The following is a 25596-nucleotide window of genomic DNA, read 5'->3' on the forward strand; positions in this document are numbered from 1 at the left end:
CAGCGTGGTTTAACGGGGCGCCTAAGATCAAGATCAAAAGCCAGATCAAAAGCAAGAGCACAGCGGCCTCCCGGCCGGCTTGAGTGTTAAAAGCCAAATCAAAATCTAAAGCGGGCACGGTCCAAAAAATGTGGGAGCGGGCTTGCTCGCGAAGGTCGTTAACGATGACGCGGGCATTCTGAATGAACGCGGCGCTCTCAGGTTTTTCGCGAGCAAGCCCGCTCCCACATAAAAGCAGCTCTGCTTTCGCTCTGGTCTTTGCTTTTGCTTTTAACACTCAAGCCGGCCGGTAGGCCGCTGTGCTTTTGCTTTTGATTTTGATCTGACTGCCCCAATAAGCCCGAGGCCGAACGCAGGTATTGCGGAGCGGGTAAACCGGCAGGACGCCGGTTTAGCCGCGCCGGGCCATGGATGGCCCGTCGCGGCGGCCCGCGGAGCAATGCCGGAGTGAGGGAACACCGAGCCTAGGCGAGGTGCCGACAGGCGGGGCAGAGCCCTTTGCTTACTTTGGGGCTTTTCCAAAGTGAGCCGCTGTAAGAGCCATCCCTTTCAAGGTCTGCGTTTAAAAGTCCGTTTAAGGCCATGTTTAAGTACGTTTATCCGACTTAGCCGCCTTAAGCACCCTAGCTGTTGAGACATGCACCCGTGCCGCCTTACCTTCCAGCCACTCCTTGGGCTTGGCTACTTTGGGGCCACGAGGGCTTTTGGCTACGGACTTAGGTTTGATCATCCTTGCCAGGGCCAGCAATCGCTCTGCCAGCCCTTGCGGAGTCTTTTCAAGAGGGAAATTTTCCGCAGGCAATGCGATCTGCAAGCCTTGATAATCACTGCGAACATGCACCGCCAAATGGAAAATCGAAACCTCCCAACCCTCTGGCTGCGTTTCGCGGTGCGCCTGCTCAACGCTACGCTTGAGAACCGACAAAACGTTGTAAGCCAGGACCGCCGAGGCAAAGCCCAATAGCGCGGCTTTCGGGCTGCCAAGGCCTGTAATTTCACTGTCCAGTACCGACTCAAGGCGCTGAAACATTCCCTCGATACTCCAGCGATGACGGTATAAATCGGCTATCTGCCGGGCACCGATGGTGTCGGGCAAATTGCTCCAGAACCACATCACCAAATCACCTGAGTCATTCGCCGTTTGCAGGCTCAACTCAACACGTCGCCAGCGGCGGCCACCCTTCACTTCGATGATTTGTTCGCGAACGGTTCCGCTATCGACCGTCCCTGAGTCTTGCCACTCACTTTCCTGGACCAGGCGTGGATGCTTGCTGGGTTGGCGAACGATGAACGAAGCCCCCGTGTCCTCGCAGGCTTGCAGGACGGGCAGCGTGCAATAGAGCCGGTCAGCCATCCACAACTGGCCCGCGCATGCGCGGGCCAGCAGCGGTAAAACACTGACTCGCTCACTGGCGTAGGCATCTTCCCACGGCTGAAGATCAACGACTAAATCCAGGTCCGGATCGTAGGCAACTACTGAAAATCCTGGGCGCGCTGCGCCGCGCTCATTGCGCAGAGCGCCTAGACGTTTTTCAGTGGCCGGCAAGTGGTTGCCATCCACAATACGCAACTGCCAGCCAGGCAGGATCGATGAATGGCCGAGCGTTTCGACGGTCGGTATCAAACGCTCGGCACTGCCCGAAATGAGGGCGCGAAGCAGCTCGGGTTCGGTTCGCTTGATCTTGTCATAGAGTGCCGAAACACTGACCGAAAGGCCCTCCATCTTGCGCGCCGCCGCGTGTAACGACGGCCTCAAGCCCAATGAAACAAGGGACATCAGCTCAACAACGGTTGAAAACAAAAGCTCACGTGAGTACTGCCGTTGGCGGTGATCATCGAACACCTTGTCAACCCAAGCGGCATCTACTGCCTGCTCTAATATCAACTTGGTCATGACGCTGGCCGGCGCCTGTTTTTCAAACCGTTCTAAAACCTTTTCCCACATAGTTTCGTCGTCCTGACTGGATTGGTTAGGGGATTTTAAACCAAGACCTTGAAAGGGATGGCTGTAAGAGCGGAACCATAGGCGGCCGTTACCTAAATAACGGATATACACCCCACGCCCAAAAAAACACGGGCCTACACCGAAAACCTAGCCACCATCGTATTGAGATCCACCGCCAACCGCGACAACTCCTGGCTCGCCGCACTGGTCTGATTCGCCCCCGCCGAAGTCTGCTGCGCCAAATCGCGAATATTCATCAAATTGCGATCCACCTCCCGCGCCACCGCCGCCTGCTCTTCCGAGGCACTGGCGATCACCAGGTTACGCTCGTTGATCAGCGTAAAAGCCGAAGCAATCTCCTCCAGCGCCGTCCCAGCCGACTTGGCGATATCCAGCGTCGACCGCGCCCGAGTATTGCTCTGCTGCATAGAGCTCACCGCCTGATCAGTCCCCTGCTGAATCCCACTGATCATCTGCTCGATTTCCTGGGTCGACTGCTGCGTGCGATGGGCCAGCGCCCGCACCTCATCCGCCACCACCGCAAACCCACGCCCGGCATCCCCGGCCCGCGCGGCTTCAATGGCAGCATTCAACGCAAGTAAATTGGTCTGCTCGGCAATCGAGCGAATCACATCCAGCACCTTGCTGATGCCATACACCTTCTGCGCCAGGTCCTCCACCTGCGTCGCATTGGCCGTCACATCATCCGCCAGGGACTCAATCGACAACACCGTCTGATGCACCTGCTCGCGACCATGCTGGGCAATACGGTCCGACTCACGGGACGCCTGTGACGTGGCCACCGCATTGCTCGCCACCTCCTCCACCGCCGCCGTCATCTGGTTCACCGCAGTAGCCGCCTGCTCAATTTCCTGACTTTGCTGATGCAGCCCACGGGTGGCATCTTCAGTCACACAACTGAGTTCTTCCGAAGCCGACGCCAACTGGCTCGACGAATCAGAAATACGCCGAATGGTTTCCCTCAGACTCTCCTGCATGCTTTTCAGCGCCTGCTGCAAACGCGCCGGTTCATCCTTGCCGTTGACGGTAATCACGCCGGTAAGATCGCCACTGGCCACGCCCTGGGCGACTTTCAGCGACTGGGATAACGGCAGCACGATGCTGCGGGTCAGCAGCAACGCCAGGCCAATGGTGATCAGCGCCGTCACGGCTATCATGCCCACCACCCAACTGCGCGATTGGGTGAACACGCTTTGCGCCAGGCTCGCCGCCTGATTGGCGCTGAACTTGTTCAGCGTCACCAGCTCACGCAGGGTGCCGGCCAACACATCGGCCAACTGGTTCATCTCGCCGTTGACGACCTTGATCGCGTCTTCCAGCTGATTGGCCCGGGAAAAGGCCAGCACTTGCTCTTGGCGTTGCAGGTAACGCGCTTCCTCGGTCTTGAAGCGATCAAACAGCACCCGCTCTTCCGGCAGCACAATCAAGCTTTCATAGAGCGACTGAGCCTTATGCAGGCCGTTTTTCAGTTCGGTGATTTTCTGTTCATTCTGCGTGATCGCCTGGGGGTCGCGGTTAAGCAGCAGGCGCAGCGTCAGGGCCCGCACCCGCAGCAGGTCCTGATTCATCTCGCCGACCGCCATCACGCTGGGCAACCAGTTGTTTTCCACCTGGTCCGACTGCTGGCGCATATTGCCCATCTGCGACAAGGCAAACCCGCCCAGGGCAAACACCATCAGCGCCAGCAAACCAAACCCCAGGCCGGCGCGAGGGGCGATATTCAGACTTCTGATATTCATGTTCGGAATCCTTCCAAAAGCGCTGCATCCACCTGCAGCGGGCTCTTGAAAGGTATCGGCGAAGAACGAAGTTTGCCTAAGACGAAAACGCGATATCAAAACGCCTTATGATCGCCTCGCCCCTGCTATAGCGATTCAGCGAACGGTAAAGCTCTTTTGCGTGAGCAGACGATCACCCTGGAACACCATGAAACGCCATTCGCCCGGCACCACTTCGTGGTTTTCGGTGAACTCATAAGCCATCACGTCCTGTGGGGCACCGGGCACCAGCTTCTGGGTTACCTCGAATTTGTCATGGCGCACGCCATCCGGCGTACGAACGCCCGGGGTGAAGTAGAGCAAGGTCAGCGGCGTACCTTCGGCGGCTTTGCCGAGCAGTTGATAACGCAGGCCGAATTTGGTGCCCAGCTTCGCCGGCACCAGGGTGGTGGGCTGAATCTGTTCGTTGCTGCGGCGCAGCACGCGCTCTCCGGCCTGCAACTCGGCTTTCGGGCCATCAAACACGCCGTACTCCACCGGGCCTTCAATACGCACTTCGGCACTGGCCAGGCTGCTGATCATCATCAGCGCCGCCAAGGCGCCTGAACGGGTGAATTGCATGCTGCACTCCTTGTTTGAGAAGGCCGCAGCTTATGACGCAGGGATGACGACAGGATGACAAAAGCCATCACCTGGGCTTGGGCAGAATCGCCAGGAAATTGTCCCGTGCGACCTTTCTGGCCACGTCTTCAGGCAGCGCATCAAGGAACGGGTCAAAGCTGCGCATTTCCTTACCCAGCTTGTTGAAGCGTCCTACCACGTCTGAGCCAAGCATGAAGCGGTCCGGAAAGCGCTCTACCAGCTTTACCCATTCAGAGCGTGGCTTTCCCGCCTCATCCAGCAAGTAAGGCGTGAGCACGCTCCAGGACAGGTCGACGTACAGGTTCGGATAAGCCTCCAGCATGCGCGCCAGGGTCGGCAGCAAAAAATCCATCTGCGTCTGGTGCCGATGGATTTCCATGCTGCTGCCCGCGTGGGCCCAGATAAACCGAGTGTGCGGATGGTTGCGCAGTGGCTCTTCCATTTCTGCCAGGTACAGCGGATTTTTCTCACGCTTGGAGGTGATGTTGGAATGCACCATCACCGGCAGATCGTTCTCCGCCGCCAAGTGATAGATGCGCGTCATCGCCTCGTTGTTGGCTCTTGGGGTGTCGCCGGAGGTCAGTGCCGTCAGGTCGTCGTGACGGGTGAAGACTTCACCGATGCCTTGCCACAGTCCCGGATTGAGGTCGAGCATGCGCTGGATGTGGGACGCGGCGTTTTTATCGTTGGGGTTGAAACCGCTGAGGAACGGGTGAAAGCGCTGGCGTTGTTCAGGGGCGAGCTTATTCACCGCATCGGCGACAAACACGTCAGTGGCGCTGTACCAATACGCGTCCGCATCGTCGCCGGCGTAATAACGCGGGCGCTTGGGCTCGTCTTCGTGCCATTTCTTGGCCACGGGGATGCCGGAAATCATCACGTGTTCAATCCGATTATCGGCCATGGCCTTGAGCAACTTGTCCATGCCCGCCGACTCCTGGAAGAAGTCGACGTAATGCAGGTGCGCGTCGCTGTAGGCATAGTCGCGGGCCTGCGCGGCAAGGCTCGCGGCGGCCAGTAACAGGGCAATAGTCAGGTGGGTCCGGCGCACGGTGGCATCTCAAACAAAGGCTAATGAAGGTAGACCTCACGCCGCGCCTGCGGGTTCAGCGGTAAACAATGGGGAACACCCAGGTGCCAGCATGCTCTATAACTGCATGAGCTTCTTCCTGCCACCGTGTGAGGTTTGCCATGCCTGTTACCGTGAATACGCTGAACGCCGAAAACTTTCGCCACAGCGTCAACATCAATAACCATGAGCTGTTTACCGACCTGCCCAAGAGCCTGGGCGGCGACGATTCGGCGCCCTCTCCCCACGATTACTTCGATGCCGCGCTGGCATCATGCAAGGCGCTGACGGTTAAACTCTATGCGCAGAAAAAAGATATTCCGCTGACCGGCGTCACCGTGGAAGTCACCCACGACAGCACCGAAGAGCAAAAGGGCAAATACAAGCTCAGCGTGAAACTCACCCTCAAGGGCGTACTCACCGACGAGCAGCGCGATGAACTGCACCGCGTGGCGGATCGCTGCCCGGTGCACAAGCTGATGACCACCGCCGAAGTCACCATCGAGACCAAACTCTCGGAAGGCGCCTTCAGCCAGTAGCGGCAACCTCCCGTCGAGCGGGTTATGCTCACTGCCATCTAACCCGCTCAGACTGGGATGCACCATGACCACAACGACCGTGATTCGCCCGCGTGCCGAAGATGTGGAAGGCCAACCGATCCTGCGCCCGCTGCCGTCCAGGCAATGCCGCAGCGTCGGGCCATTCGTGTTTTTCGACCATATGCTGCAAACCCGCTATGCCCCGGGCACCGGCATGAATATTCGCCAGCATCCGCATATCGGCCTTTCCACCCTGACCTACCTGTTTGAAGGCGAACTCCTGCACAAGGACAGCCTCGGCTCCGACCAGGTGGTCAAGGCGGGGGACGTCAGTTGGATGACCGCCGGCAGCGCCATTGCCCACGTTGAACGCAGCCCTGAGGCGTTGAAGGCCAGTGGCTTCAGCCTGCACGGGTTGCAAGTGTGGCTGGCCTCGCCCAGGGAACATGAACAAGGACCTGGGCATTACAGCCATCACCCCGCCGCCAGCTTGCCGGTGAGTGACAACCTGGGCGTGCAGATTCGACTGATTGCCGGCACCGGCTTTTGCCTGGAATCTCCGGTGCCGGTGTTGTCGCCCACCTTGTATGCCGAGGTGCGGATGCAGACGGCTACGACGCTGCTGATCCCGGATGAGCATGCGGAACGGGCGGTGTATGTGCTGGAGGGTGAGGCGCAGTTGGATGGCGAGGTGCTGGAGGTGCATAGCCTGGTGGTGTTGCCGGCAGGCGAAAGCATGGCGCTGTTTGCCGAGACCGATTGCCATCTGGTGGTATTCGGCGGCGCGGCGCTGGATGGGCCGCGGCGGATTAACTGGAATTTTGTGGCGAGTGATCCGGCGTTGATCGAGCAGGCTCGGCAGCGTTGGGCGGCTGGGGATTGGCCGACAGTGCCGGGGGAAAGTGAGCGGATTGAGTTGCCTGGAGGCGAGGCTTAAGCGCTTTATTGCCGATGAAATAGCCTTCGCGAGCAAGCCCGCTCCCACATTTTGACCGCGTTCCTTCGAGGCGTACACGGTCAAAATGTGGGAGCGGACTTGCTCGCGAAGGGGCCAGCTCAGGCAACCGAACTATCAGCCCTTGAACACTTCATCCAGCAAGTTATGCATCGACTGGAAGGCCCGTGCAGCGGTCTTCGCGTCATACATCATCTTGCCCGGCACGTTCGCGTGCGGATCGGTAAACGAGTGCACCGCACCGCCGTAGCTCAGCAATTGCCAATCCACACCGGCCGCGTTCATTTCATCTTCAAACGCCGGCAGTTGCTCTTTCGGCACCAGCGGGTCGGAAGCGCCGTGCAACACCAGCACTGAACCCTTGATGTTTTTCGCATCGGCCGGGTTCGGTGTGTCGAGGCTGCCGTGGAACGAAACCGCCGCTTTCAACGGCGCACCGGTACGCGCCAGCTCCAGGGAGCAGCAACCACCGAAGCAGAAACCGAAGGTTGCCAGCTTCGAGGTATCCACCGCGGCTTCGGTTTGGGTTTTCAAGTGATCAAGCGCGACCTGCATGCGCTTGTTCAGCAGCACCCGGTCATTCTTCAACGGCATCATCGCCGCACCCGCTTCATCGCCATTCGAGGGGCGAACCGTTTGCCCGTACAGGTCGGCGAGCAGCACCACGTAGCCCTTGCTGGCCACGCTCTTGGCGATCTCTTCAGCGCCGGCACTGACACCCATCCAGTTCGGCGCCATCAACAACCCTGGCAGCGGGCCCTTATGACTGGCATCAAATGCCAGGCGACTTTCATAAGACTGGCCATCAATCTGATAGACCACGGAACGCACGGTGATTTGGCTCATCATTTACTCCAGGTGAAAGGCTCTAAAACGAAAAAACCCGCCGAAGCGGGTTTTTCTACAACGGTGTTAAACCGACAGTTCAACCAACAGCTTGTTCAGTCGGCGCACATAGGCGGCCGGGTCTTTCAGGCTGTCGCCGGCAGCCAGGGCTGCCTGGTCGAAGAGGATGTGCGACAGGTCGCCAAACCGCTCTTCGCTCTGCTCGCCGTCGAGTTTCTCGATCAGCGGGTGAGCCGGGTTGAATTCGAAGATCGGCTTGGAGTCCGGAACCTTCTGACCGCTTGCTTCCAGGATCTGACGCATCTGCATGCCCAGGTCCTGCTCGCCGATGGCCAGGATCGCCGGGGAATCGGTCAGACGGTGGGAAACCCGCACTTCGCTGACGGCATCGCCCAAGGCGGTCTTGATTCGCTCAACCAGGCCCTCTTTGGACTTGGCCACTTCTTCGGCAGCTTTCTTGTCTTCTTCGGAATCCAGGTTGCCCAGGTCCAGGTCGCCACGGGCGACGTCAACAAAGCTCTTGCCGTCGAAGTCGCTGAGGTAGCTCATCAGCCACTCATCGATCCGGTCGGTCAGCAGCAGCACTTCGATGCCTTTCTTGCGGAAGACTTCCAGGTGCGGGCTGTTCTTGACCTGAGCGTAGGTTTCGCCGGTCAGGTAGTAGATCTTGTCCTGACCTTCCTTGGCGCGCGCCAGATAGTCGGCCAGGGAAACGGTCTGCTCACCGTCGTCACCGTGGGTCGATGCGAAACGCAGCAGGCCGGCGATCTTTTCCTTGTTGGCAAAATCTTCTGCCGGGCCTTCTTTCATGACCTGGCCGAAGTTTTTCCAGAAGCCCTTGTATTGCTCAGGCTCGTTCTTCGCCAGTTTTTCCAGCATGTCGAGGACACGCTTGGTCAGCGCCGACTTCATCGAGTCGATGATCGGGTCTTTCTGCAGGATTTCCCGCGACACGTTCAGCGACAGGTCGTTGGAGTCGACCACGCCTTTGATAAAGCGCAGGTACAACGGCAGGAACGATTCCGCCTGGTCCATCACGAACACGCGCTGCACGTACAGCTTCAGGCCTTTCGGCGCTTCACGCTGGTACAGGTCGAACGGAGCACGGGCCGGTACGTAGAGCAGCGAGCTGTATTCCAGCTTGCCTTCGACCTTGTTGTGGCTCCAGCTCAGCGGGTTCTCGTAGTCATGGGCGATGTGCTTGTAGAACTCCTGGTATTCCTCGTCTTTGACTTCAGTACGAGGACGGGTCCACAGAGCGCTGGCACGGTTGACCACTTCCCATTCCTGGGCAGGCGCCTCTTCGCCTTCGGCCGCCGCTTGTTCTTTCGGCAGTTCGATCGGCAAAGCGATGTGGTCGGAGTACTTCTTGATGATATTGCGCAGGCGCCAGCCATCGGCGAACTCGTCTTCACCGGACTTCAGGTGCAGCACGATGCGGGTACCACGGTCAGCCTTGTCGACGGTGGCGATTTCAAATTCGCCCTCGCCTTTGGACGACCAGTGCACGCCTTCACTGGCCGCAAGGCCGGCGCGGCGGCTGAAGACTTCAACCTTGTCGGCAACGATGAAGGCCGAGTAGAAGCCCACGCCGAACTGGCCGATCAGGTGCGAATCTTTCTTCTGATCGCCCGACAGGTTTTTCATGAAATCGGCGGTGCCGGATTTGGCGATGGTCCCCAGGTGGGTGATCGCATCGTCGCGGCTCATGCCGATACCGTTGTCTTCGAGGGTGACGGTTTTCGCGTCCTTGTCGAAGCTCACACGGATTTTCAGTTCCGCGCCGCCTTCCAGCAACTCAGGCTTGGACAGGGCTTCGAAACGTAATTTGTCGACAGCGTCAGAGGCGTTCGAGATCAATTCGCGAAGGAAAATTTCCTTGTTGGAATACAGCGAATGGATCATGAGGTGCAGCAGTTGCTTCACCTCGGTCTGGAAGCCCAGGGTTTCCTTTTGAGTTTCCACACTCATGGTCATCAAACTCCAATTGGATGGCAGTGGCCGCGCCCTTGAGGGTTGGCGGCGGGTTGTCATCAAAGTTGGGGGCTAAGACCAGGATTTCAAGGGCGGGCCGGTTCCTCAATCTTGAAATGCGCGCGGGCGGTGGCAATCGGTTCGGCCGGGGTGCTTTGCCAGGCGGTAATCGCCACATTGGCCACCCGTCGGCCCTGGCGCCACACCTGGCATTTGGCGTAGGTGTCGCGAAACTGGCCGGCGCGCAGGTAATCCAGTGAGAAGTCGATGATTTTGGGGACGCCAGGCGCACCGGTAAAAACCAGCAAATGCAAGGCTGCGGACAGCTCCATAAAGCCTGCGATCACCCCACCATGGATCGCCGGTAATATCGGGTTACCAATGTTGTCCTTGTTGGCCGGCATGCGAAACAGCAATTCATCCCCCAGCCGCGTGCATTCGATGCCAATCAGCTTGGCGTAGGGAATCAGGTTGAGCAGCGCCTCATAGTTGCCCCGTTCGTGGGCTTGCTGCAGACGGGTCTTGAACTGATGTTTCATGCCTGTTCTCCCTTGATTGCATTGCCCAGGCCCTGGCTGCCCTTGAGGCGCTTGCCCATGCGCATGAACGTGCCCACCACATGGGCAATCGGTTGCTGTGGATCGTCCTGATAGGCGAAGCCGCGGGTGAAGATCACGTCGGTGGTCACCCGGTAGCACTGGGCAAAACCGAATACCGGCTTGTGGGGCTCGGCCGGGTGCATGTAGTCGACACGCAGGTCCAGGGTCGGGCAGACCTCGAACTCCGGCAGCACACACAAGGTGGCCATGCCGCAGGCGGTATCCATCAAGGACGTGAGCGCGCCGCCATGGATCACCCCGGTCAGCGGATCCCCCACGATATGCGGACCATAAGGCAGCATCAGGGTCATGCCGTCTTCACTGGCAGCATGGACCTGGATACCCAGCACCTGGCAGTGGCGCAAGGCTGAAACGAAGCGCGTGGCACGGGATAAAAGAGGATTTTCGGTCATTCAGTCTGGACTCTTATTAGTGTTGACCCGCGGTGTAGACAGTGCGGGTGAAAGTTCCTTGGCGGCTGTGGTTTATATATCTGTGTAATAAAAGGAACTAATGCTGAACCCCTATGCTCGAAAGGCCAGTAGATATCTTCAATAAGGAGAAACACCCCATGCGCAAGACTTTAGCTATTTCCATGATGCTGGCCGCTGCCCTCGGTCTGGCTGCCTGCGACAAGAAATCCGAAGACAAAGCCCAAGATGCCGCGGCACATTCTGAGCAAGCTCAGAAAGACATGGCGAAGGCTCAGGATAAAGTGAATGACGCTGCGAAAGAAAACGCCGATGCTGCCAAAGCTCAGGCCGAATCGAACGAAGCCGCTGCAAAAGAAGCAGCACCTGCAACCGGTTCTTGAGTCTGACGACTTGAACACCGTGGCTTGAAAAGCCCATGTTGCAAAGTAAAGCCCGCCAAGTGCGGGCTTTACTTTGCCTGCTGTTTTTATCCGCGCAGTAAAGTGCAAAAGGTTGGACTAAGCCTCAATTGGCCCGAGGAACCAGCCCCACACTTTGAATCACTCAATGGACGCCCCGAAGGTACGGAGCTCCGCCATCGCTGGAATAGAAGGGAACACCATGCTACGTCAGAGATAGAACCCTCATGCTCCCGCCCTCCAAACTCTCCAGCCCGGCCTCCACCCCACTCCTTGCCCCGCCACCCACCCACAAACCAACGGCGCCCGCTCGGCCGCCCGCGCGACACATTACGCAGCCTCATACAACGGGCTTGAATCACAATGATTTCGTCACCCCCACAGTGCGCGGCATAACGCCGGTCGTCGCGAATACCAACCGCCCCGCCACCGTCACCGCCCAATCCCAATTGATTGATCAGCACCGGAAACTGAACAAACAAATCACTGACCTGCTAAGCCACCAGACAACATTTCATCGATTTATCCAGGTCCAGTTGAAAAAAGCCTTTCCCGAGCTCGACTCAATTGATCCGAATTCCATTCACGTCAAAACCTACGGTCAAAAGCCCGGCGCAGAGCGCATCCTGACGTCGACACAAACGCTGTCCCAGGCACTGTTTGACAAGATCATGGAAGTGAACCTGAACGCGCTCACCGGTTCGCGTGACAAAGAAGTTGAGGCCGCCTTTTACGTTGATGCACCAGACGGTGGTGCTCAGCGCAAGCTCGAACCCCATGGTTCATTGCTCACGATCGCCCAAAATATTGCGACCCGGCTTCCCATCGCGCTCAGCAGCTATTGGAAAAAACCACCCTCAGGCCCCGGCTCCCAAGCCCCACGACAAGAACAGTTGCTGGCCTTGCACCGGCAGATGCTTTCCACCGAGGCGGCGCTACGCGTTGAAGACGGGACACTCAGCCACCCCGGCAAACAGCTGATTGACGCGGCGTTTCAGTACCCCACCCTCGCAGCACGCGAAGCTGCATTTGCATCAGGCAGTCGCCCCGGGGTGTACCCCATCAGGATTGATGACAATAGCCCCAATGGGGCCCTGCTAGCCGGCTGCTTCCTTATCACCCGCAAAGACGGATCGTCGGCTGAAGCGCCCTACTCAGCAACGGACATCCGAAATATAGGGCTCGATGCGCCTAACGGGCCCGTTGTGCTTTACACCCCCTGCGACGGTTTCGAGGAGTTCGCGACCCCGGCTGACGCCCGTGAAGCCTTGTTACGCAGGATCAACGGTGATGATGAGAAAGCAAACGCACTGCTCAAAAGCTTGCCGCTGTCGGTGCAGCACAGTCGCAATCCACAATGGGGCGACGACTTGATGCTGGGGTTCGCGCCGGTATCGGGAGACGTGGTGGCCCAGGCACTGCCCTTGTTGCTGAAGCGTCAGGCAGATGAGGTCAAGGAAACACTACAGTTCGCCTTCACCGCCGAGCCCGGCAAATATGGCACCGGGAATTTGCTGGATCCCGCAATCGCCACGGGCATCAATGACGCCGCCGACCTGTCGCTGCAATTTGATGGCAGCAATGCGATGCTCGCACGCAACGAAAAGCTAATGGAACAACGCCAGCCGCAATGGCTAAAAGAACTGACCCCGGAGCAGGAAGCCCGCTACCGGGAGCTTGAGCAGGCGGAGCAGACCAGTTTCTCCCGCCTGCAACCGCTGCTGGAGAAACTGCCCTCCCTGGGAGATTTTGCAAAAAAGCTGCTGCGCCAGGCACTGAAAGACAAACTGCAAAAGCGCTACCCGAAGGATGACGTCGACCCCGACAAACTGATGGTCCGGGTCACGACAGAAAAATCCATAAACCTTCGTCAAATTGTGTTGCCCCGTATCCCTTTACCGCCTACCACCGAACTGGTATCGCTGACCGACCTGGCCCTGCGGAACACCTCGGCCTGGGACTCTGGCGTCTCACTGCTGTCCGCCAAAACAACCTGGGAAGCACACTTGGTCGGCGCTGACGGAAAACGCGTGACCCTGGATACGCAATGGATTGAGGAGCTGATCAAGCCAGCCGATGTGGGTGGCAAATACCTGAGGCTGCTCGGTGAAAAGCTGGACCCGAGCGCCCCATCGGGAGAAGCTGCGGCGTTGCGCAACGCTTGGAAGCATAACCAACAGGCGAGGCTGGCCAAGGACGCTTTTTTGACATCCCTCGATCCGGATGCCTATCTGAACAGGCAAAAAATCGCCGAGCAGTGGATCAACGCATCGATAGCGCATGCCGATTCCACCACATGGCCGGTTGTGAATGGGTCCTCCATCATCTCCCACCGTGTCGCAAGGGATGGAAAACCGGTTCAAGGCATGCTGGTCATCAAGCCGGCCGACCATCCATCGTTGGTGCTATACAGCCCCGACGCCCCCGACGGACGTCCCTTCAGGGAAATAGTCGGCCAGGGCCAACTGGACACTCTGCTGGCCAAACCTGAGTGGCAAACCTATATGGACCAGCGGGTTTCACCTGCAGATAAGTACTCGATTCACGACAAACTCTTCATACACCCGGTCAACAGGATTCTGAAGCAGCTGGCAGTCGACCATGAAGCCGGTATCGCGCTCAAACCGATCAAAGGCTCCATCGGCGACCATCTCTACGCGCAAAACGTGGCCTTGGTGGCCGCCAAAGCCGGTGCCCAATTCATCACGAGCACTGAAGTAGCGGCCCAAAGCGCCACCAACCAGCTGATATTTGCCGGTGAGGTGGCCATGCTGGTACTGGACTTGATCCCTGTCACCAAAGGACTGTCCGCCGTCAGCAGGCTCTCAAAGGCCGCCTTGAAGGCCTTGCGCGCTCCCGAGCGAAGCTTGCCTAAGCTACTCACCCAGCCAGGCCAATGGGGCGCCGTCTATTCGGACTTTTCCATGGCCGCGGCAGGCCTTCCATTGCTTAGAAGAACACCGTTACGCCCGGTGTTCAGAGCGCCTGCGCACGCACCTCAACAGCGCCTGCCAACCGCGGCTGGCAAAGCTACTGGGCCAAGCCGTCCCGTCTCGCCGGCTCCGAGTACGTCACTCTCGGCGGGGCGCCCCTCCAGCCTCCCTACCCCGTTGCCAAACCCGGCCCGCCCCCCACAGCCATTGAACCGTGGGAATCTAGTCGCGCATGCGCTGGATAATCAACTACAGGCAGGAAAACCGCTGAACGCCACCGGGCCACAGCAAGTCGGTAAAAACGGGTTGATCCGTTACACCGATAACTCAGGCGCGAGCAGCACGTCCAACTCCGGTAGTCGGCAATCAACGCCGTCGGGGCAAAAACCACATCCCGTGCTGGTCAATACCAAAGCTCGTGACCTGAATGCCGAGAAACACCTGGCCGGCGCGGCATTGAACCCCAGGGCTCCTCGAGCGGAACTGGTGTCGATCACAAAGCCGGAGGACCTGAACGTGGTATCGAAACCCAATACCGTCAGCAAGTTCGTGTTCACCCAAGACAAGCGATTGATCGTCGGCAACATCGACAAAGATGCACCGCCAAAATGGTTATCCCATCCTGCCATCGCGGAAATCGGTGCCGGCAGTGGTCAATCAGGACAGGTGGTCAGCGCAGGCTACATCAGGAAAGACATCATGGGGAAAATCCACCTTTCCAATGTATCTGGACACTATCTACCTAAACAAAACGATTTGAAGCCTGCCCAGGAATATTTGAAGAACCTGGGCGTGGATTCGACAAAGAGCATGTTGCCGATCCCCTGAAACAGGCAGCTTGTCCTGACTACGCGCATAAAAAAGCCCCGGAGCATTTGATCCGGGGCTTTTCGATTACCGCGTAGACCGAAAGCTTTAAGCGATCGCTTCGCTGCGCTTGCCCAGCACGCGGTCAACCACCACAGCCACCACCAGGGTCATCACCGAAGGCACCAGCCACGCCAGGCCCTGCTCGCTCAGCGGCAGGTGAGCCAGTTGCGATGGCATCCAGTCCGCCAGACCAGCGCCCTTCAGCGCGTCAATGCAGCCGAAGATGAACGACACCAGCATCACCGGGCCGACGATCCGGCCCTGTTCCTGCCAGAAGTCCTTACAGAAGCTCAGGGCCACCAGCACGATGCACGGCGGGTAGATCGCGGTGAGTACCGGGATCGAGAACGCGATCAACTTGGTCAGGCCCAGGTTGGACACAAACAGCGAGAACACCGCCAGGATCACTACCAGAGTCTTGTAGGACAGCGGCAACACACGGCTGAAGTACTCGGCGCAGGCGCAGGTCAGGCCTACGGCGGTCACCAGGCACGCCAGGGAAATCAGCACGGCGAGGAAGCCGCTGCCCAGGGAGCCGAAAGTGTGCTGGACGTAAGCGTGCAATACGGCCGCGCCGTTGGCAGCACCGGCGGCCACTTCATGGCTGCCCGAACCCAGGCGGAACAGGCTGATGTACACCAGCGCCAGGCCCACGCCGGCAATCAGCCCGGCAATGATCGCGTAGCGGGTGATCAGCTTCGGCGACTCGACGCCACGGGAGCGAATCGCGTTGACGATCACGATGCCGAACACCAGAGCGCCAAGGGTATCCATGGTCAGGTAACCATTGATAAAGCCTTGGGAGAACGGTGCAGTCACGTATTCAGGAGTGGCAACACCCACATCACCTGCCGGCAAGGCAAAGGCGGCAATGCCCAATACGGCCAGGGCGATGATCTTCAACGGTGCCAGGAAGCGACCAACCGTATCCAGCAGACGGCCTGGGTACAGGGAGATGAAGAACACCAACAGGAAGTACACCGAGCTGTAGAGGAACAGCGCCAGCGGGCTTTCACCGGTCAGGGGCGCCAGGCCCACTTCAAACGACACGGTCGCGGTTCGCGGGGTAGCAAACAACGGGCCGACTGCCAGGTAGGCCGCCGCTGCCAGCAAGCCACCGGCGATCTTGCCGATCGGGCTGCTCAACGCGTCCATGCCGCCACCGACCTTGGCCAGGGCAACAACGGTGATCACCGGCAAACCGACGGCGGTGATCAGGAAGCCCAGCGCCGCCATCCAGACATGAGGCCCGGACTGCAAACCGACGATAGGCGGGAAGATGATGTTGCCGGCGCCCACGAACAGGGCAAAGGTCATAAAGCCCAACGCCAGGATGTCCTGGCTTTTCAACACTTTCATTTGAGGAAATACCACACTACTGAATCGGAATTTAGAGAGGGCTTCCCTATGGATGAGGGAAATACTGCCGGTCCTGATGGGGACCGACCGGTCTGGCGCGAGGCTTCCTTTTGGGATGCGTACGCATAAAGAGGCGGCTAGCCTAACGAATTTGCGGGTCAAACGCACTGTTGCGGGGCGAACTGTCCGATAAGCGACATTTTTATGTCGCGTTTTTATATTTAAATTTTGAAATGCGATGGAATGTGGGAGCGGGCTTGCTCGCGAAAGCGGTGTATCAGCCACTCATGAGCTGACTGACACACCGCTTTCGCGAGCAAGCCCGCTCCCACAAGTTGATCTCCATCGAACTGCAGAATGCACAAAGGCCACCCGAAGGTGGCCTTTGTGGGGTGAAGCGTCAGTTAAGCGCGAGGCTTACTTGACAGCCCAACCGGTCAGCTCGGACAAAGCCTTGCCGATGTCTGCCAGCGAACGCACGGTTTTAACGCCTGCGTCTTCCAGGGCAGCAAACTTCTCGTCTGCAGTGCCCTTGCCGCCAGAGATGATTGCGCCAGCATGGCCCATGCGCTTGCCAGCAGGGGCAGTCACACCAGCGATGTAGGAAACAACCGGCTTGGTCACGTGTGCCTTGATGTAGGCAGCCGCTTCTTCTTCAGCCGAACCGCCGATCTCACCGATCATTACGATCGCTTCGGTCTTCGGGTCTTCCTGGAACAGCTTCAGGATGTCGATGAAGTTCGAACCCGGGATCGGGTCACCGCCGATGCCGACGCAAGTCGACTGACCGAAACCGGCGTCAGTAGTCTGCTTGACAGCTTCGTAGGTCAGGGTGCCGGAACGGGAAACGATACCGACTTTACCTGGCAAGTGAATGTGACCTGGCATGATGCCGATCTTGCATTCGCCTGGAGTGATCACGCCTGGGCAGTTAGGGCCGATCAGGACTACGCCCAGCTCGTCGCACTTAACTTTAGCGTCCAGCATGTCCAGGGTAGGAATGCCTTCGGTGATGCAAACGATCAGCTTGATGCCGCCGAATGCTGCTTCCAGGATGGAGTCCTTGCAGAAAGGAGCTGGAACGTAGATCACGCTGGCGGTGGCGCCAGTGGCAGCTACAGCATCTTTCACGGTGTTGAACACTGGCAGACCCAGGTGCTCGGTGCCGCCTTTACCAGGCGTAACGCCACCGACCATCTTGGTGCCGTATTCGATGGCTTGCTGGGTGTGGAAACTACCTTGCGAACCGGTAATACCCTGGCAGATAACCTTGGTGTCTTTATTGATCAGGACGCTCATTATTTGCCCTCCGCAGCTTTGACGACTTGTTGAGCAGCGTCGGTCAGGCTGGTAGCAGCGATGATGTTCAAACCGCTTTCTGCCAGTACTTTAGCGCCCAGTTCAGCGTTGTTACCTTCAAGGCGCACAACAACCGGGATTTTAACGCCGACTTCTTTCACTGCACCGATGATGCCTTCGGCAATCATGTCGCAACGAACGATGCCGCCGAAGATGTTGACCAGTACTGCAGCGACGTTGGAGTCGGACAGAATGATCTTGAACGCTTCGGTAACGCGTTCTTTGGTGGCACCGCCGCCTACGTCGAGGAAGTTGGCTGGTTTGCCGCCATGCAGGTTGACGATGTCCATGGTACCCATGGCCAGGCCAGCACCGTTGACCATGCAACCGATGTTACCTTCCAGGGCTACGTAGTTCAGTTCGAACTTGGCAGCGTGCGCTTCGCGCGGATCGTCTTGCGACGGATCGTGGAAAGTCTTCAGCTTAGGCTGACGGTACATGGCGTTGGCGTCGATGTTGATCTTGGCGTCGAGGCAGTGCAGATCGCCGTCAGCCTTGATCACCAGCGGGTTCACTTCCAGCAGGGCCAGATCGTGATCCTGGAACAGTTTGGCCAGACCTACGAAGATCTTGGCGAACTGGGCAACTTGCTTGCCTTCCAGACCCAACTGGAACGCCAGCTCGCGACCCTGGAATGGCTGAGCGCCAACCAGTGGATCGATAGTGGCTTTCAGAATTTTTTCTGGGGTTTCTTCGGCGATCTTCTCAATGTCCACGCCACCTTCGGTGGAGGCCATGAACACGATGCGACGGCTCGAACGGTCAACGACAGCGCCCAGGTACAGCTCTTTAGCGATATCAGTGCACGATTCAACCAGGATCTTGGTGACTGGCTGGCCATTGGCATCAGTCTGGTAAGTCACCAGACGCTTGCCCAGCCACTGCTGAGCGAAGGCTTTGGCGTCTTCTTTGCTGCGAACCAGCTTAACGCCGCCCGCTTTACCGCGACCACCAGCGTGAACCTGGGCTTTTACAACCCACTCGGTGCCGCCGATTTTGTCGCAAGCTTCTGCTGCTGCTTCCGGGGTGTCTACTGCGTAACCCTTGGATACTGGCAGGCCGTATTCAGCGAACAGCTGCTTACCCTGATACTCGTGAAGATTCATGCTTATTACCGTCTTCGTTAGGTACTGCGCATTCGGCGCTGCGCTCTTTATTGAGTGCCGCGCCACCTGTGACTGCTGCTTGCACAGTCAAACCACCAAAGGCCTGAACCCTGGGTGGTGAAACTGCGCAAGACTGCGTCCAGCGGATATTCCGCGGTGAGTCTTGCGCACAAGGCTCACGACGGGCAACCGCCGTGGTTTCTTATTATCTCGCTTAGCGCTTCTTCTTGTTGGCGATGTGGATGGCATGGCCATTCACTGCCAACGCGGCTTCGTGCAGCGCTTCAGACAGGGTTGGATGGGAGAAAACCATCATGCCGATGTCTTCGGCGCTGGTGCCGAATTCCATACCGATTGCGCCTTGCTGAACCAGTTCTGCTGCGCCTGGGCCAATCACGTGGACGCCCAATACGCGGTCAGTCTTGGCATCAGCGATGACTTTGACAAAACCACCGGTGTCGTTGGCTGCCATGGCACGGCCAGAAGCGGCAAACGGGAAGGTGCCGACGTTAACTTCAACGCCTTCAGCTTTCAACTGCTGTTCGTTCTTGCCGACCCATGCAATTTCCGGGTGGGTGTAGATAACAGACGGGATCAGGTCGTAGTTCATCTGGGTCTTGTGACCCTTGATGCGCTCGACAACCATGATGCCTTCTTCGGAAGCCTTGTGCGCCAGCATCATGCCGCGAACCACGTCGCCAATGGCATACACGCCCGGCACGGTGGTAGCGCAGTGATCGTCAACGTGGATGAAACCACGCTCGTCGATGTTCACGCCGCTGTCGGAAGCCAGCAGATCAGTGGTCACTGGACGGCGACCAACGGCTACGATCAGCTTGTCGAAAGTGATGGTTTTTTCGCCATCCTTGTCGGTGTACGTCACGACGACTTCTTCGCCGTTAACCTTGGAACCGGTAACGCGAGCGCCCAACTTGATGTCCAGACCTTGTTTGGTCAGGGTTTTCAACGCTTCTTTGGACACTGCGGTGTCGGCAGCCAGCAGGAACGTATCCAGGGCTTCCAGCACGGTCACTTCGGAACCCAGACGGGACCAGACCGAACCCAGTTCCAGGCCGATCACGCCAGCGCCGATCACGCCCAGACGTTTTGGAACCGATTGGAATTCCAGAGCGCCGGTCGAATCGACGATCACGTTCTGGTCAACTGGAGCCGGTGGAATGTCGATTGGACGCGAACCTGGAGCCAGGATCACGTTCTCGGCTTCGATGACTTCTACCGAACCGTCAGGCTTGGTGATTTCAACTTTCTTGCCGACCAGCAGTTTGCCGTGACCTTGCAGGGAAGTTACGCCGTTGGCCTTGAACAGGGTTGCAACACCGGAAGTCAGGCCTTTAACGATGTTGGCCTTGCGGCCGACCATTGCTGGCACGTCCATGGTCACGCCAGCGTGGTTGATGCCGTGGATGGCAAAACCGTCTTGCGCCTCGTGGAATTTCCAGGAGCTGTCCAGCAGCGCCTTGGAAGGAATGCAACCAACGTTCAGGCAAGTACCGCCCAGCGCCAGTTTGCCTTCCTTGTCGGTATATTTTTCGATGCAAGCAGTCGAGAGGCCCAGTTGTGCGGCCTTGATGGCGGCAACGTAGCCGCCAGGGCCTGCGCCAATCACTACAACGTCAAATTTCTGCGACATGAAAAAAAATCCTCTTTAGCTAAAAGCTTCAAGCCGTGAGCCGCACTCCGGCCTGCCTTGCGGCAGACCGGGTGGTACGGCGCACCGCCGCTTTATCAGATATCCAGCAGCAGACGAGCCGGGTCTTCCAGCAGGTTCTTGATGGTCACCAGGAAAGTCACGGCTTCTTTACCATCGATCAGGCGGTGATCGTACGACAGCGCCAGGTACATCATCGGGCGGATAACCACTTGGCCGTTGATCGCCATAGGACGCTGCAGAATGTTGTGCATGCCCAGGATCGCAGCTTGTGGCGGGTTGACGATCGGAGTCGACATCATCGAACCGAAAGTACCACCGTTAGTGATCGTGAAGGTACCACCGGTCATCTCGTCGATGGTCAGCTTGCCGTCACGGGCTTTCTTGCCGAAGTTGGCAATGCCGCCTTCGATCTCAGCCAGGCTCATCAGTTCGGCGTTACGCAGAACCGGTACCACCAGGCCACGGTCGCTGGATACGGCAACGCCGACGTCAGCATAACCGTGGTAAACGATGTCGCCGCCGTCGATGGAAGCGTTGACTGCCGGGAAGCGTTTCAGCGCTTCGGTGGCCGCTTTCACGAAGAACGACATGAAGCCCAGGCGCACGCCGTTGTGGGACTTCTCGAACAGATCCTTGTACTTCGAACGCAGGGCCATGACTTCGGTCATGTCGACTTCGTTGAACGTGGTCAGCATCGCCATGTTCGATTGTGCTTCAACCAGGCGCTTGGCCACGGTGGCACGCACGCGGGTCATCGGTACGCGCTTCTCGGTGCGGTCGCCAGCGGCGAACACAGGAGCAGCGGCAGCCGGGGCAGCAGCCTTGGCAGGTGCGGCGGCTGGAGCGTTTTTCTTGGCTTCAACAGCGGCAACCACGTCTTCCTTGGTCACACGGCCGTCTTTGCCGGTGCCCTTGATGGAAGCCAGGTTGATGCCGTTTTCGTCAGCCAGCTGGCGTGCAGCCGGTGCAGCGATTGGATCTTCGCCGCCCGCAGCCGGTGCAGCAGCTGGAGCTGCGGCAGCAGCAGCGGCCGGTGCAGGAGCGGCGGCAGCAGGAGCAGCGGCAGCAGCGCCGCCCTCTTCGATCGAGCCCAGAACCTGGTTCGACAGAACGGTAGCGCCTTCTTCGGCAACGATTGCGCCCAGCACGCCGTCAGCTTCAGCCAACACTTCGAGCACGACCTTGTCGGTTTCGATGTCGACGATCAGGTCGTCACGCTTGACGGCCTCGCCTGGTTTCTTGTGCCAGGTGGCAACGGTGCCATCGGCAACCGATTCCGGGAATGACGGGGCTTTGATTTCGATAGCCATTATCTGTGGGTCCTTAAAATTCGGTTTCAGTCAGCGCGAAGGCGTTAAACAGTGAAAGCATCTTGCAGCAGTTTTTCCTGCTGTTCGGCGTGCATCGACGCATAACCACACGCAGGTGCAGCAGAAGCATCACGACCGGCGTACTCCAGGCCCAGGGCCTGTTTGTGGTTGCCGATGCTGCGACGCAGATGATGCTGACTGCTGTACCAAGCGCCCTGGTTCATCGGTTCTTCCTGACACCACACCACGTTGGTGAGGTTGGTGTAAGGCGCGATGGCCTCCATCAGGTCGTCTTCCGGGAACGGGTAAAGCTGCTCGATCCGCACGATGGCGATGTCTTCGCGGCCTTCGGCACGGCGTTTTTCCAGCAAGTCGTAGTAAACCTTGCCGCTGCACAGGATCAGGCGAGTGACCTTGGCCGCGTCCAGGGTGTCGATTTCTGAAATAACGGTCTGGAACGAACCATCCGCCAGATCTTCCAGGGTCGAGATGGCCAATTTATGACGCAACAGCGATTTCGGGGTGAGCACTACCAGCGGCTTGCGCAGCGGGCGGATCACCTGGCGACGCAGCAAGTGGTAGATCTGGGCCGGGGTAGTCGGCACGCACACCTGGATGTTGTGCTCGGCGCACAATTGCAGGTAACGCTCCAGACGGGCCGAGGAGTGCTCCGGACCCTGACCTTCATAACCGTGTGGCAGCAGCATGGTCAGACCGCACAGACGGCCCCACTTGTGCTCGCCGCTGGTGATGAACTGGTCGATAACCACCTGGGCACCGTTGGCGAAGTCGCCGAACTGGGCTTCCCAGATTACCAGCGCCTGAGGCGTGGTGGTCGAGTAACCGTATTCGAACGCCAGTACGGCTTCTTCGGACAGGAACGAATCGTACAGGTCGAAACGTGGCTGGCCTTCGTACAGGTTCTGCAACGGGATGTAGGTGCCCGCGTCTTTCTGGTTGTGCAACACAGCGTGACGGTGCGAGAACGTACCGCGGCCGATGTCCTGGCCGGTCATGCGAATCGGGTGACCTTCGAACGCCAGGGTCGCGTACGCCATGGTTTCAGCGTAACCCCAGTTGATCGGCAGGCCGCCGGCTTGCATCTTCTGACGGTCTTCGTAGATCTTCGCAACCTGGCGCTGTACGACGAAACCGTCTGGGATTTCCAGCAGCTTGGCCGACAGTTCCTGCAGGGTTTTCAGATCGAACGAGGTGTCGTGACGCGCCGTCCAGGCGTGGCCCAGGTACGGACGCCAGTCAACGAACAGCTCTTTGTTCGGCTCTTTAACCAGGCTTTTTACGACATGCAGGCCGTTGTCCAGCGCGTTGCGGTATTCATCGATCTTCGCCTGAACACGTGCATCGTCCACCACGCCGGCCTTGATCAGGCTATCGGCATACAGCTCACGGGTGGTGCGCTGCTTGGTGATTTGCTGGTACATCAACGGTTGGGTGCCGCTAGGCTCATCCGCTTCGTTGTGACCGCGACGACGGTAGCAGACCAGGTCGATGACCACGTCACGCTTGAACTGCATGCGGTAATCGATGGCCAACTGGGTCACGAACAACACGGCTTCCGGATCATCACCATTCACATGGAGGATCGGCGCCTGGATCATCTTGGCAACGTCGGTCGCGTACTCGGTAGAGCGCGCGTCCAGCGGGTTGCTGATGGTGAAGCCCACCTGGTTGTTGATGACGATGTGAACCGTACCGCCAGTCTTGAAGCCGCGAGTCTGCGACATCTGGAAGGTTTCCAGGACCACGCCCTGACCGGCGAATGCCGCGTCACCGTGGATGGAAATCGGCAGGACCTTCTCACCGGTGGAATCGTTACGACGATCCTGGCGCGCACGTACCGACCCCTCGACCACTGGAGAAACGATTTCCAGGTGGGATGGGTTGAACGCCATGGCCAGGTGAACTTCACCGCCGGTGGTCATTACGTTGGACGAGAAGCCCTGGTGATATTTAACGTCACCGGAACCCAGCTCGACCTTCTTCTTGCCTTCGAACTCGTCGAACAGCTCACGCGGGTTCTTGCCGAAGGTGTTGACCAGTACGTTCAAGCGGCCACGGTGGGCCATGCCGATCACGATTTCCTTGGTGCCGTAGGAACCGGAACGCTGGATCAGCTCGTCGAGCATCGGGATCAGGCTTTCGCCGCCTTCCAGGCCGAAACGCTTGGTGCCCGGGTATTTGGTGCCCAGGTATTTTTCCAGGCCTTCCGCTGCAGTGACGCGCTCGAGCAAGTGGCTCTTGACGTCCGCAGACAGCACCGGGCGACCACGCACGCCTTCAAGGCGGTGCTGGAACCAGTGGCGCTGCTCGGAATCAGTGATGTGCGTAAATTCGGCACCGATGGTGCGGCAATATGTCTGCTGCAACGCTTCGTGAATTTCGCGTAGGCTCGCTTCCTCTTTGCCGATGAACAGGTCGCCGGCACGGAAGGTCGTATCAAGATCGGCATTGGTCAAGCCGTAATGATTGATCGACAGGTCTGCAGGTGCAGGACGCTGCCACAGCCCCAGCGGGTCAAGCTGGGCTGCCTGGTGGCCACGCATACGGTAGGCCTGGATCAGTCGCAATACTTCAACTTGCTTCTTCTCGTGCTCACTGCTCACGCTTGCGGCAGAAACCGGCTGGGCGCGGCGCTGGTTCTTTGCCAGCAGCACGAACTGATCGCGAATTGTTGCGTGCGATACATCGGTGGCAGCGTTGCCGTCTGAAGACAACGTCTGAAATTTGGTGCGCCATTCTTCTGGCACAGCGTTAGGGTCGTGCAGGTAGAGCTCATAAAGCTCTTCCACATAGGCAGCGTTACCACCTGAAAGATAGCCGCTGTTCCACATGCGCTGCATCACGCTTTCTTGCATGCTTGGTCACCCTCGATTTGGGGACACCACCGGCGAAAACACCGAGTTTGCTTGCAAAAGGCCAAGTGCAGCGACCAAAACAAGCCACTTAGGATCACGCTGATAGTTCGGGTACCAACCCGAATGCCCCTGCTTGTCTCATTTCTTCAAAATAAGAGCCGCGTCTTTGTAAGTCGCTGCTCAAGTTAAAACTACGGCGCCGGTTGAAGCCTGCGCCGTAGCATCTACGGGCACAACGGTCCTGCTTTTACTACAACGTCGGTTACACGCCGCTTTGCAGCAGCATGCTACGTACGTGACCAATGGCCTTAGTCGGGTTCAGGCCTTTGGGACATACGTTGACGCAGTTCATGATCCCGCGGCAGCGGAATACGCTGAACGGGTCATCCAGCGAAGCCAGACGCTCGGCAGTCTTGGTGTCACGGCTGTCTGCCAGGAAGCGGTACGCTTGCAGCAGGGCAGCTGGGCCCAGGAACTTGTCGGGGTTCCACCAGAAGGACGGGCAGGAAGTCGAGCAGCAAGCGCACAGGATGCACTCGTACAGACCGTCCAGCTTCTCGCGCTCTTCCGGAGTCTGCAGACGCTCGATGGCCGGAGCCGGCGTGTCGTTCTGCAGGAATGGCTTAACCTTCTCGTATTGCTTGTAGAAGATGCTCATATCGACGACCAGGTCACGGATAACCGGCAAACCTGGCAGCGGACGAACAACCAACTTGTTGCCTTTCACCACGGAAGACAGCGGCGTGATGCACGCCAGGCCGTTTTTGCCGTTGATGTTCATGCCGTCGGAGCCGCAGACACCCTCACGGCAAGAGCGACGATAGGAGAAACCCTCGTCCTGCTCTTTAACCAGGGCCAGCACGTCCAGCACCATCAGGTCTTTACCACCGGTATCGACCTGGAATTCCTGCATGAACGGCGCAGCGTCCTGATCAGGGTTGTAGCGATAAACACTGACTTTCAACATGGCA

Annotated in this window: 19 protein-coding genes; 4 read left to right on the forward strand and 15 right to left on the reverse strand. The window is 58.3% G+C overall.

Features of this window, described 5'->3' with window-relative positions; all coding sequences use genetic code 11:
• Window positions 1-586 precede the first annotated feature (586 nt).
• The 4 genes from NVB75_RS10505 to NVB75_RS10520 form a co-directional block, all read right to left on the reverse strand.
• Window positions 587-1894 carry an IS4 family transposase gene (locus NVB75_RS10505; protein ID WP_258348477.1) on the reverse strand — a complete coding sequence of 436 codons (1308 nt, stop codon included), beginning with the start codon at window positions 1892-1894 and terminating at the stop codon, window positions 587-589.
• Between the two features lie 185 nt (window positions 1895-2079).
• A complete protein-coding gene (locus tag NVB75_RS10510) occupies window positions 2080-3705 on the reverse strand; it encodes a methyl-accepting chemotaxis protein (protein WP_258347101.1) in 1626 nt (541 codons plus the stop codon).
• 135 nt (window positions 3706-3840) lie between these two features.
• A complete protein-coding gene (locus NVB75_RS10515) occupies window positions 3841-4305 on the reverse strand; it encodes a DUF3859 domain-containing protein (RefSeq protein WP_258347102.1) in 465 nt (154 codons plus the stop codon).
• 67 nt (window positions 4306-4372) lie between these two features.
• On the reverse strand, window positions 4373-5377 hold the full coding sequence (locus NVB75_RS10520) for an amidohydrolase family protein (protein WP_258347103.1): 1005 nt from the start codon (window positions 5375-5377) through the stop codon (window positions 4373-4375).
• A 140-nt stretch (window positions 5378-5517) separates the two neighbouring features.
• Here NVB75_RS10520 and NVB75_RS10525 point away from each other — a divergent pair, with 140 nt between their 5' ends.
• Together NVB75_RS10525 and NVB75_RS10530 are read left to right on the forward strand one after the other, a co-directional pair.
• Window positions 5518-5934 (forward strand): OsmC family protein, encoded by a 417-nt coding sequence (locus tag NVB75_RS10525; protein WP_017477540.1) that lies wholly within the window; start codon window positions 5518-5520, stop codon window positions 5932-5934.
• 64 nt (window positions 5935-5998) lie between these two features.
• Window positions 5999-6871, forward strand: coding sequence for a pirin family protein (locus NVB75_RS10530; protein WP_258347104.1), 873 nt, complete (start codon window positions 5999-6001; stop codon window positions 6869-6871).
• Between the two features lie 135 nt (window positions 6872-7006).
• Here NVB75_RS10530 and NVB75_RS10535 read toward each other — a convergent pair whose 3' ends face one another.
• The 4 genes from NVB75_RS10535 to NVB75_RS10550 form a co-directional block, all read right to left on the reverse strand.
• Window positions 7007-7735 carry a dienelactone hydrolase family protein gene (locus NVB75_RS10535; protein WP_258347106.1) on the reverse strand — a complete coding sequence of 243 codons (729 nt, stop codon included), beginning with the start codon at window positions 7733-7735 and terminating at the stop codon, window positions 7007-7009.
• Between the two features lie 66 nt (window positions 7736-7801).
• On the reverse strand, window positions 7802-9706 hold the full coding sequence (gene htpG, locus NVB75_RS10540) for a molecular chaperone HtpG (RefSeq protein WP_026077971.1): 1905 nt from the start codon (window positions 9704-9706) through the stop codon (window positions 7802-7804).
• 89 nt (window positions 9707-9795) lie between these two features.
• Window positions 9796-10248 carry a PaaI family thioesterase gene (locus NVB75_RS10545; protein ID WP_063028212.1) on the reverse strand — a complete coding sequence of 151 codons (453 nt, stop codon included), beginning with the start codon at window positions 10246-10248 and terminating at the stop codon, window positions 9796-9798.
• Window positions 10245-10721, reverse strand: a complete 477-nt coding sequence (locus tag NVB75_RS10550) for a PaaI family thioesterase (protein WP_258347107.1) — start codon at window positions 10719-10721, stop codon at window positions 10245-10247. Before NVB75_RS10550 ends, NVB75_RS10545 begins: the two co-directional genes overlap by 4 nt.
• A 158-nt stretch (window positions 10722-10879) precedes the next feature.
• On the opposite strand from NVB75_RS10550, the gene NVB75_RS10555 reads away from it, so the two are divergent.
• Together NVB75_RS10555 and NVB75_RS10560 are read left to right on the forward strand one after the other, a co-directional pair.
• Window positions 10880-11122 (forward strand): hypothetical protein, encoded by a 243-nt coding sequence (locus tag NVB75_RS10555; protein WP_017477534.1) that lies wholly within the window; start codon window positions 10880-10882, stop codon window positions 11120-11122.
• Between the two features lie 371 nt (window positions 11123-11493).
• Entirely contained in the window at window positions 11494-14901 is a 3408-nt protein-coding gene (locus NVB75_RS10560; protein WP_258347108.1) for a dermonecrotic toxin domain-containing protein, read from the forward strand.
• 87 nt (window positions 14902-14988) lie between these two features.
• On the opposite strand, the gene brnQ is transcribed toward NVB75_RS10560, so the two are convergent.
• The 7 genes from brnQ to NVB75_RS10595 all read right to left on the reverse strand — a co-directional run bounded on the left by brnQ (window position 14989) and on the right by NVB75_RS10595 (window position 25592).
• Complete coding sequence (gene brnQ / locus NVB75_RS10565) at window positions 14989-16302, reverse strand: branched-chain amino acid transport system II carrier protein (RefSeq protein WP_258347109.1); 1314 nt, start codon at window positions 16300-16302, stop codon at window positions 14989-14991.
• Between the two features lie 417 nt (window positions 16303-16719).
• The gene (sucD, locus tag NVB75_RS10570) at window positions 16720-17601 is read right to left on the reverse strand and encodes a succinate--CoA ligase subunit alpha (protein WP_003210566.1); all 882 of its coding nucleotides are present in this window, start codon (window positions 17599-17601) and stop codon (window positions 16720-16722) included.
• Window positions 17601-18767, reverse strand: coding sequence for an ADP-forming succinate--CoA ligase subunit beta (sucC, locus tag NVB75_RS10575; RefSeq protein WP_003210567.1), 1167 nt, complete (start codon window positions 18765-18767; stop codon window positions 17601-17603). Before sucC ends, sucD begins: the two co-directional genes overlap by 1 nt.
• Before the next feature lie 214 nt (window positions 18768-18981).
• Entirely contained in the window at window positions 18982-20418 is a 1437-nt protein-coding gene (gene lpdA, locus NVB75_RS10580) for a dihydrolipoyl dehydrogenase (protein ID WP_258347111.1), read from the reverse strand.
• 95 nt (window positions 20419-20513) lie between these two features.
• Window positions 20514-21749, reverse strand: a complete 1236-nt coding sequence (gene odhB / locus NVB75_RS10585) for a 2-oxoglutarate dehydrogenase complex dihydrolipoyllysine-residue succinyltransferase (RefSeq protein ID WP_017477530.1) — start codon at window positions 21747-21749, stop codon at window positions 20514-20516.
• 44 nt (window positions 21750-21793) lie between these two features.
• Window positions 21794-24625, reverse strand: a complete 2832-nt coding sequence (locus NVB75_RS10590; protein ID WP_003210570.1) for a 2-oxoglutarate dehydrogenase E1 component — start codon at window positions 24623-24625, stop codon at window positions 21794-21796.
• Window positions 24626-24887: 262 nt separating this feature from the next.
• Window positions 24888-25592, reverse strand: a complete 705-nt coding sequence (locus tag NVB75_RS10595) for a succinate dehydrogenase iron-sulfur subunit (RefSeq protein WP_003210571.1) — start codon at window positions 25590-25592, stop codon at window positions 24888-24890.
• Window positions 25593-25596: the final 4 nt, after the last annotated feature.

Source organism: Pseudomonas sp. CBS (genome assembly GCF_024734645.1).
Classification (GTDB): domain Bacteria; phylum Pseudomonadota; class Gammaproteobacteria; order Pseudomonadales; family Pseudomonadaceae; genus Aquipseudomonas.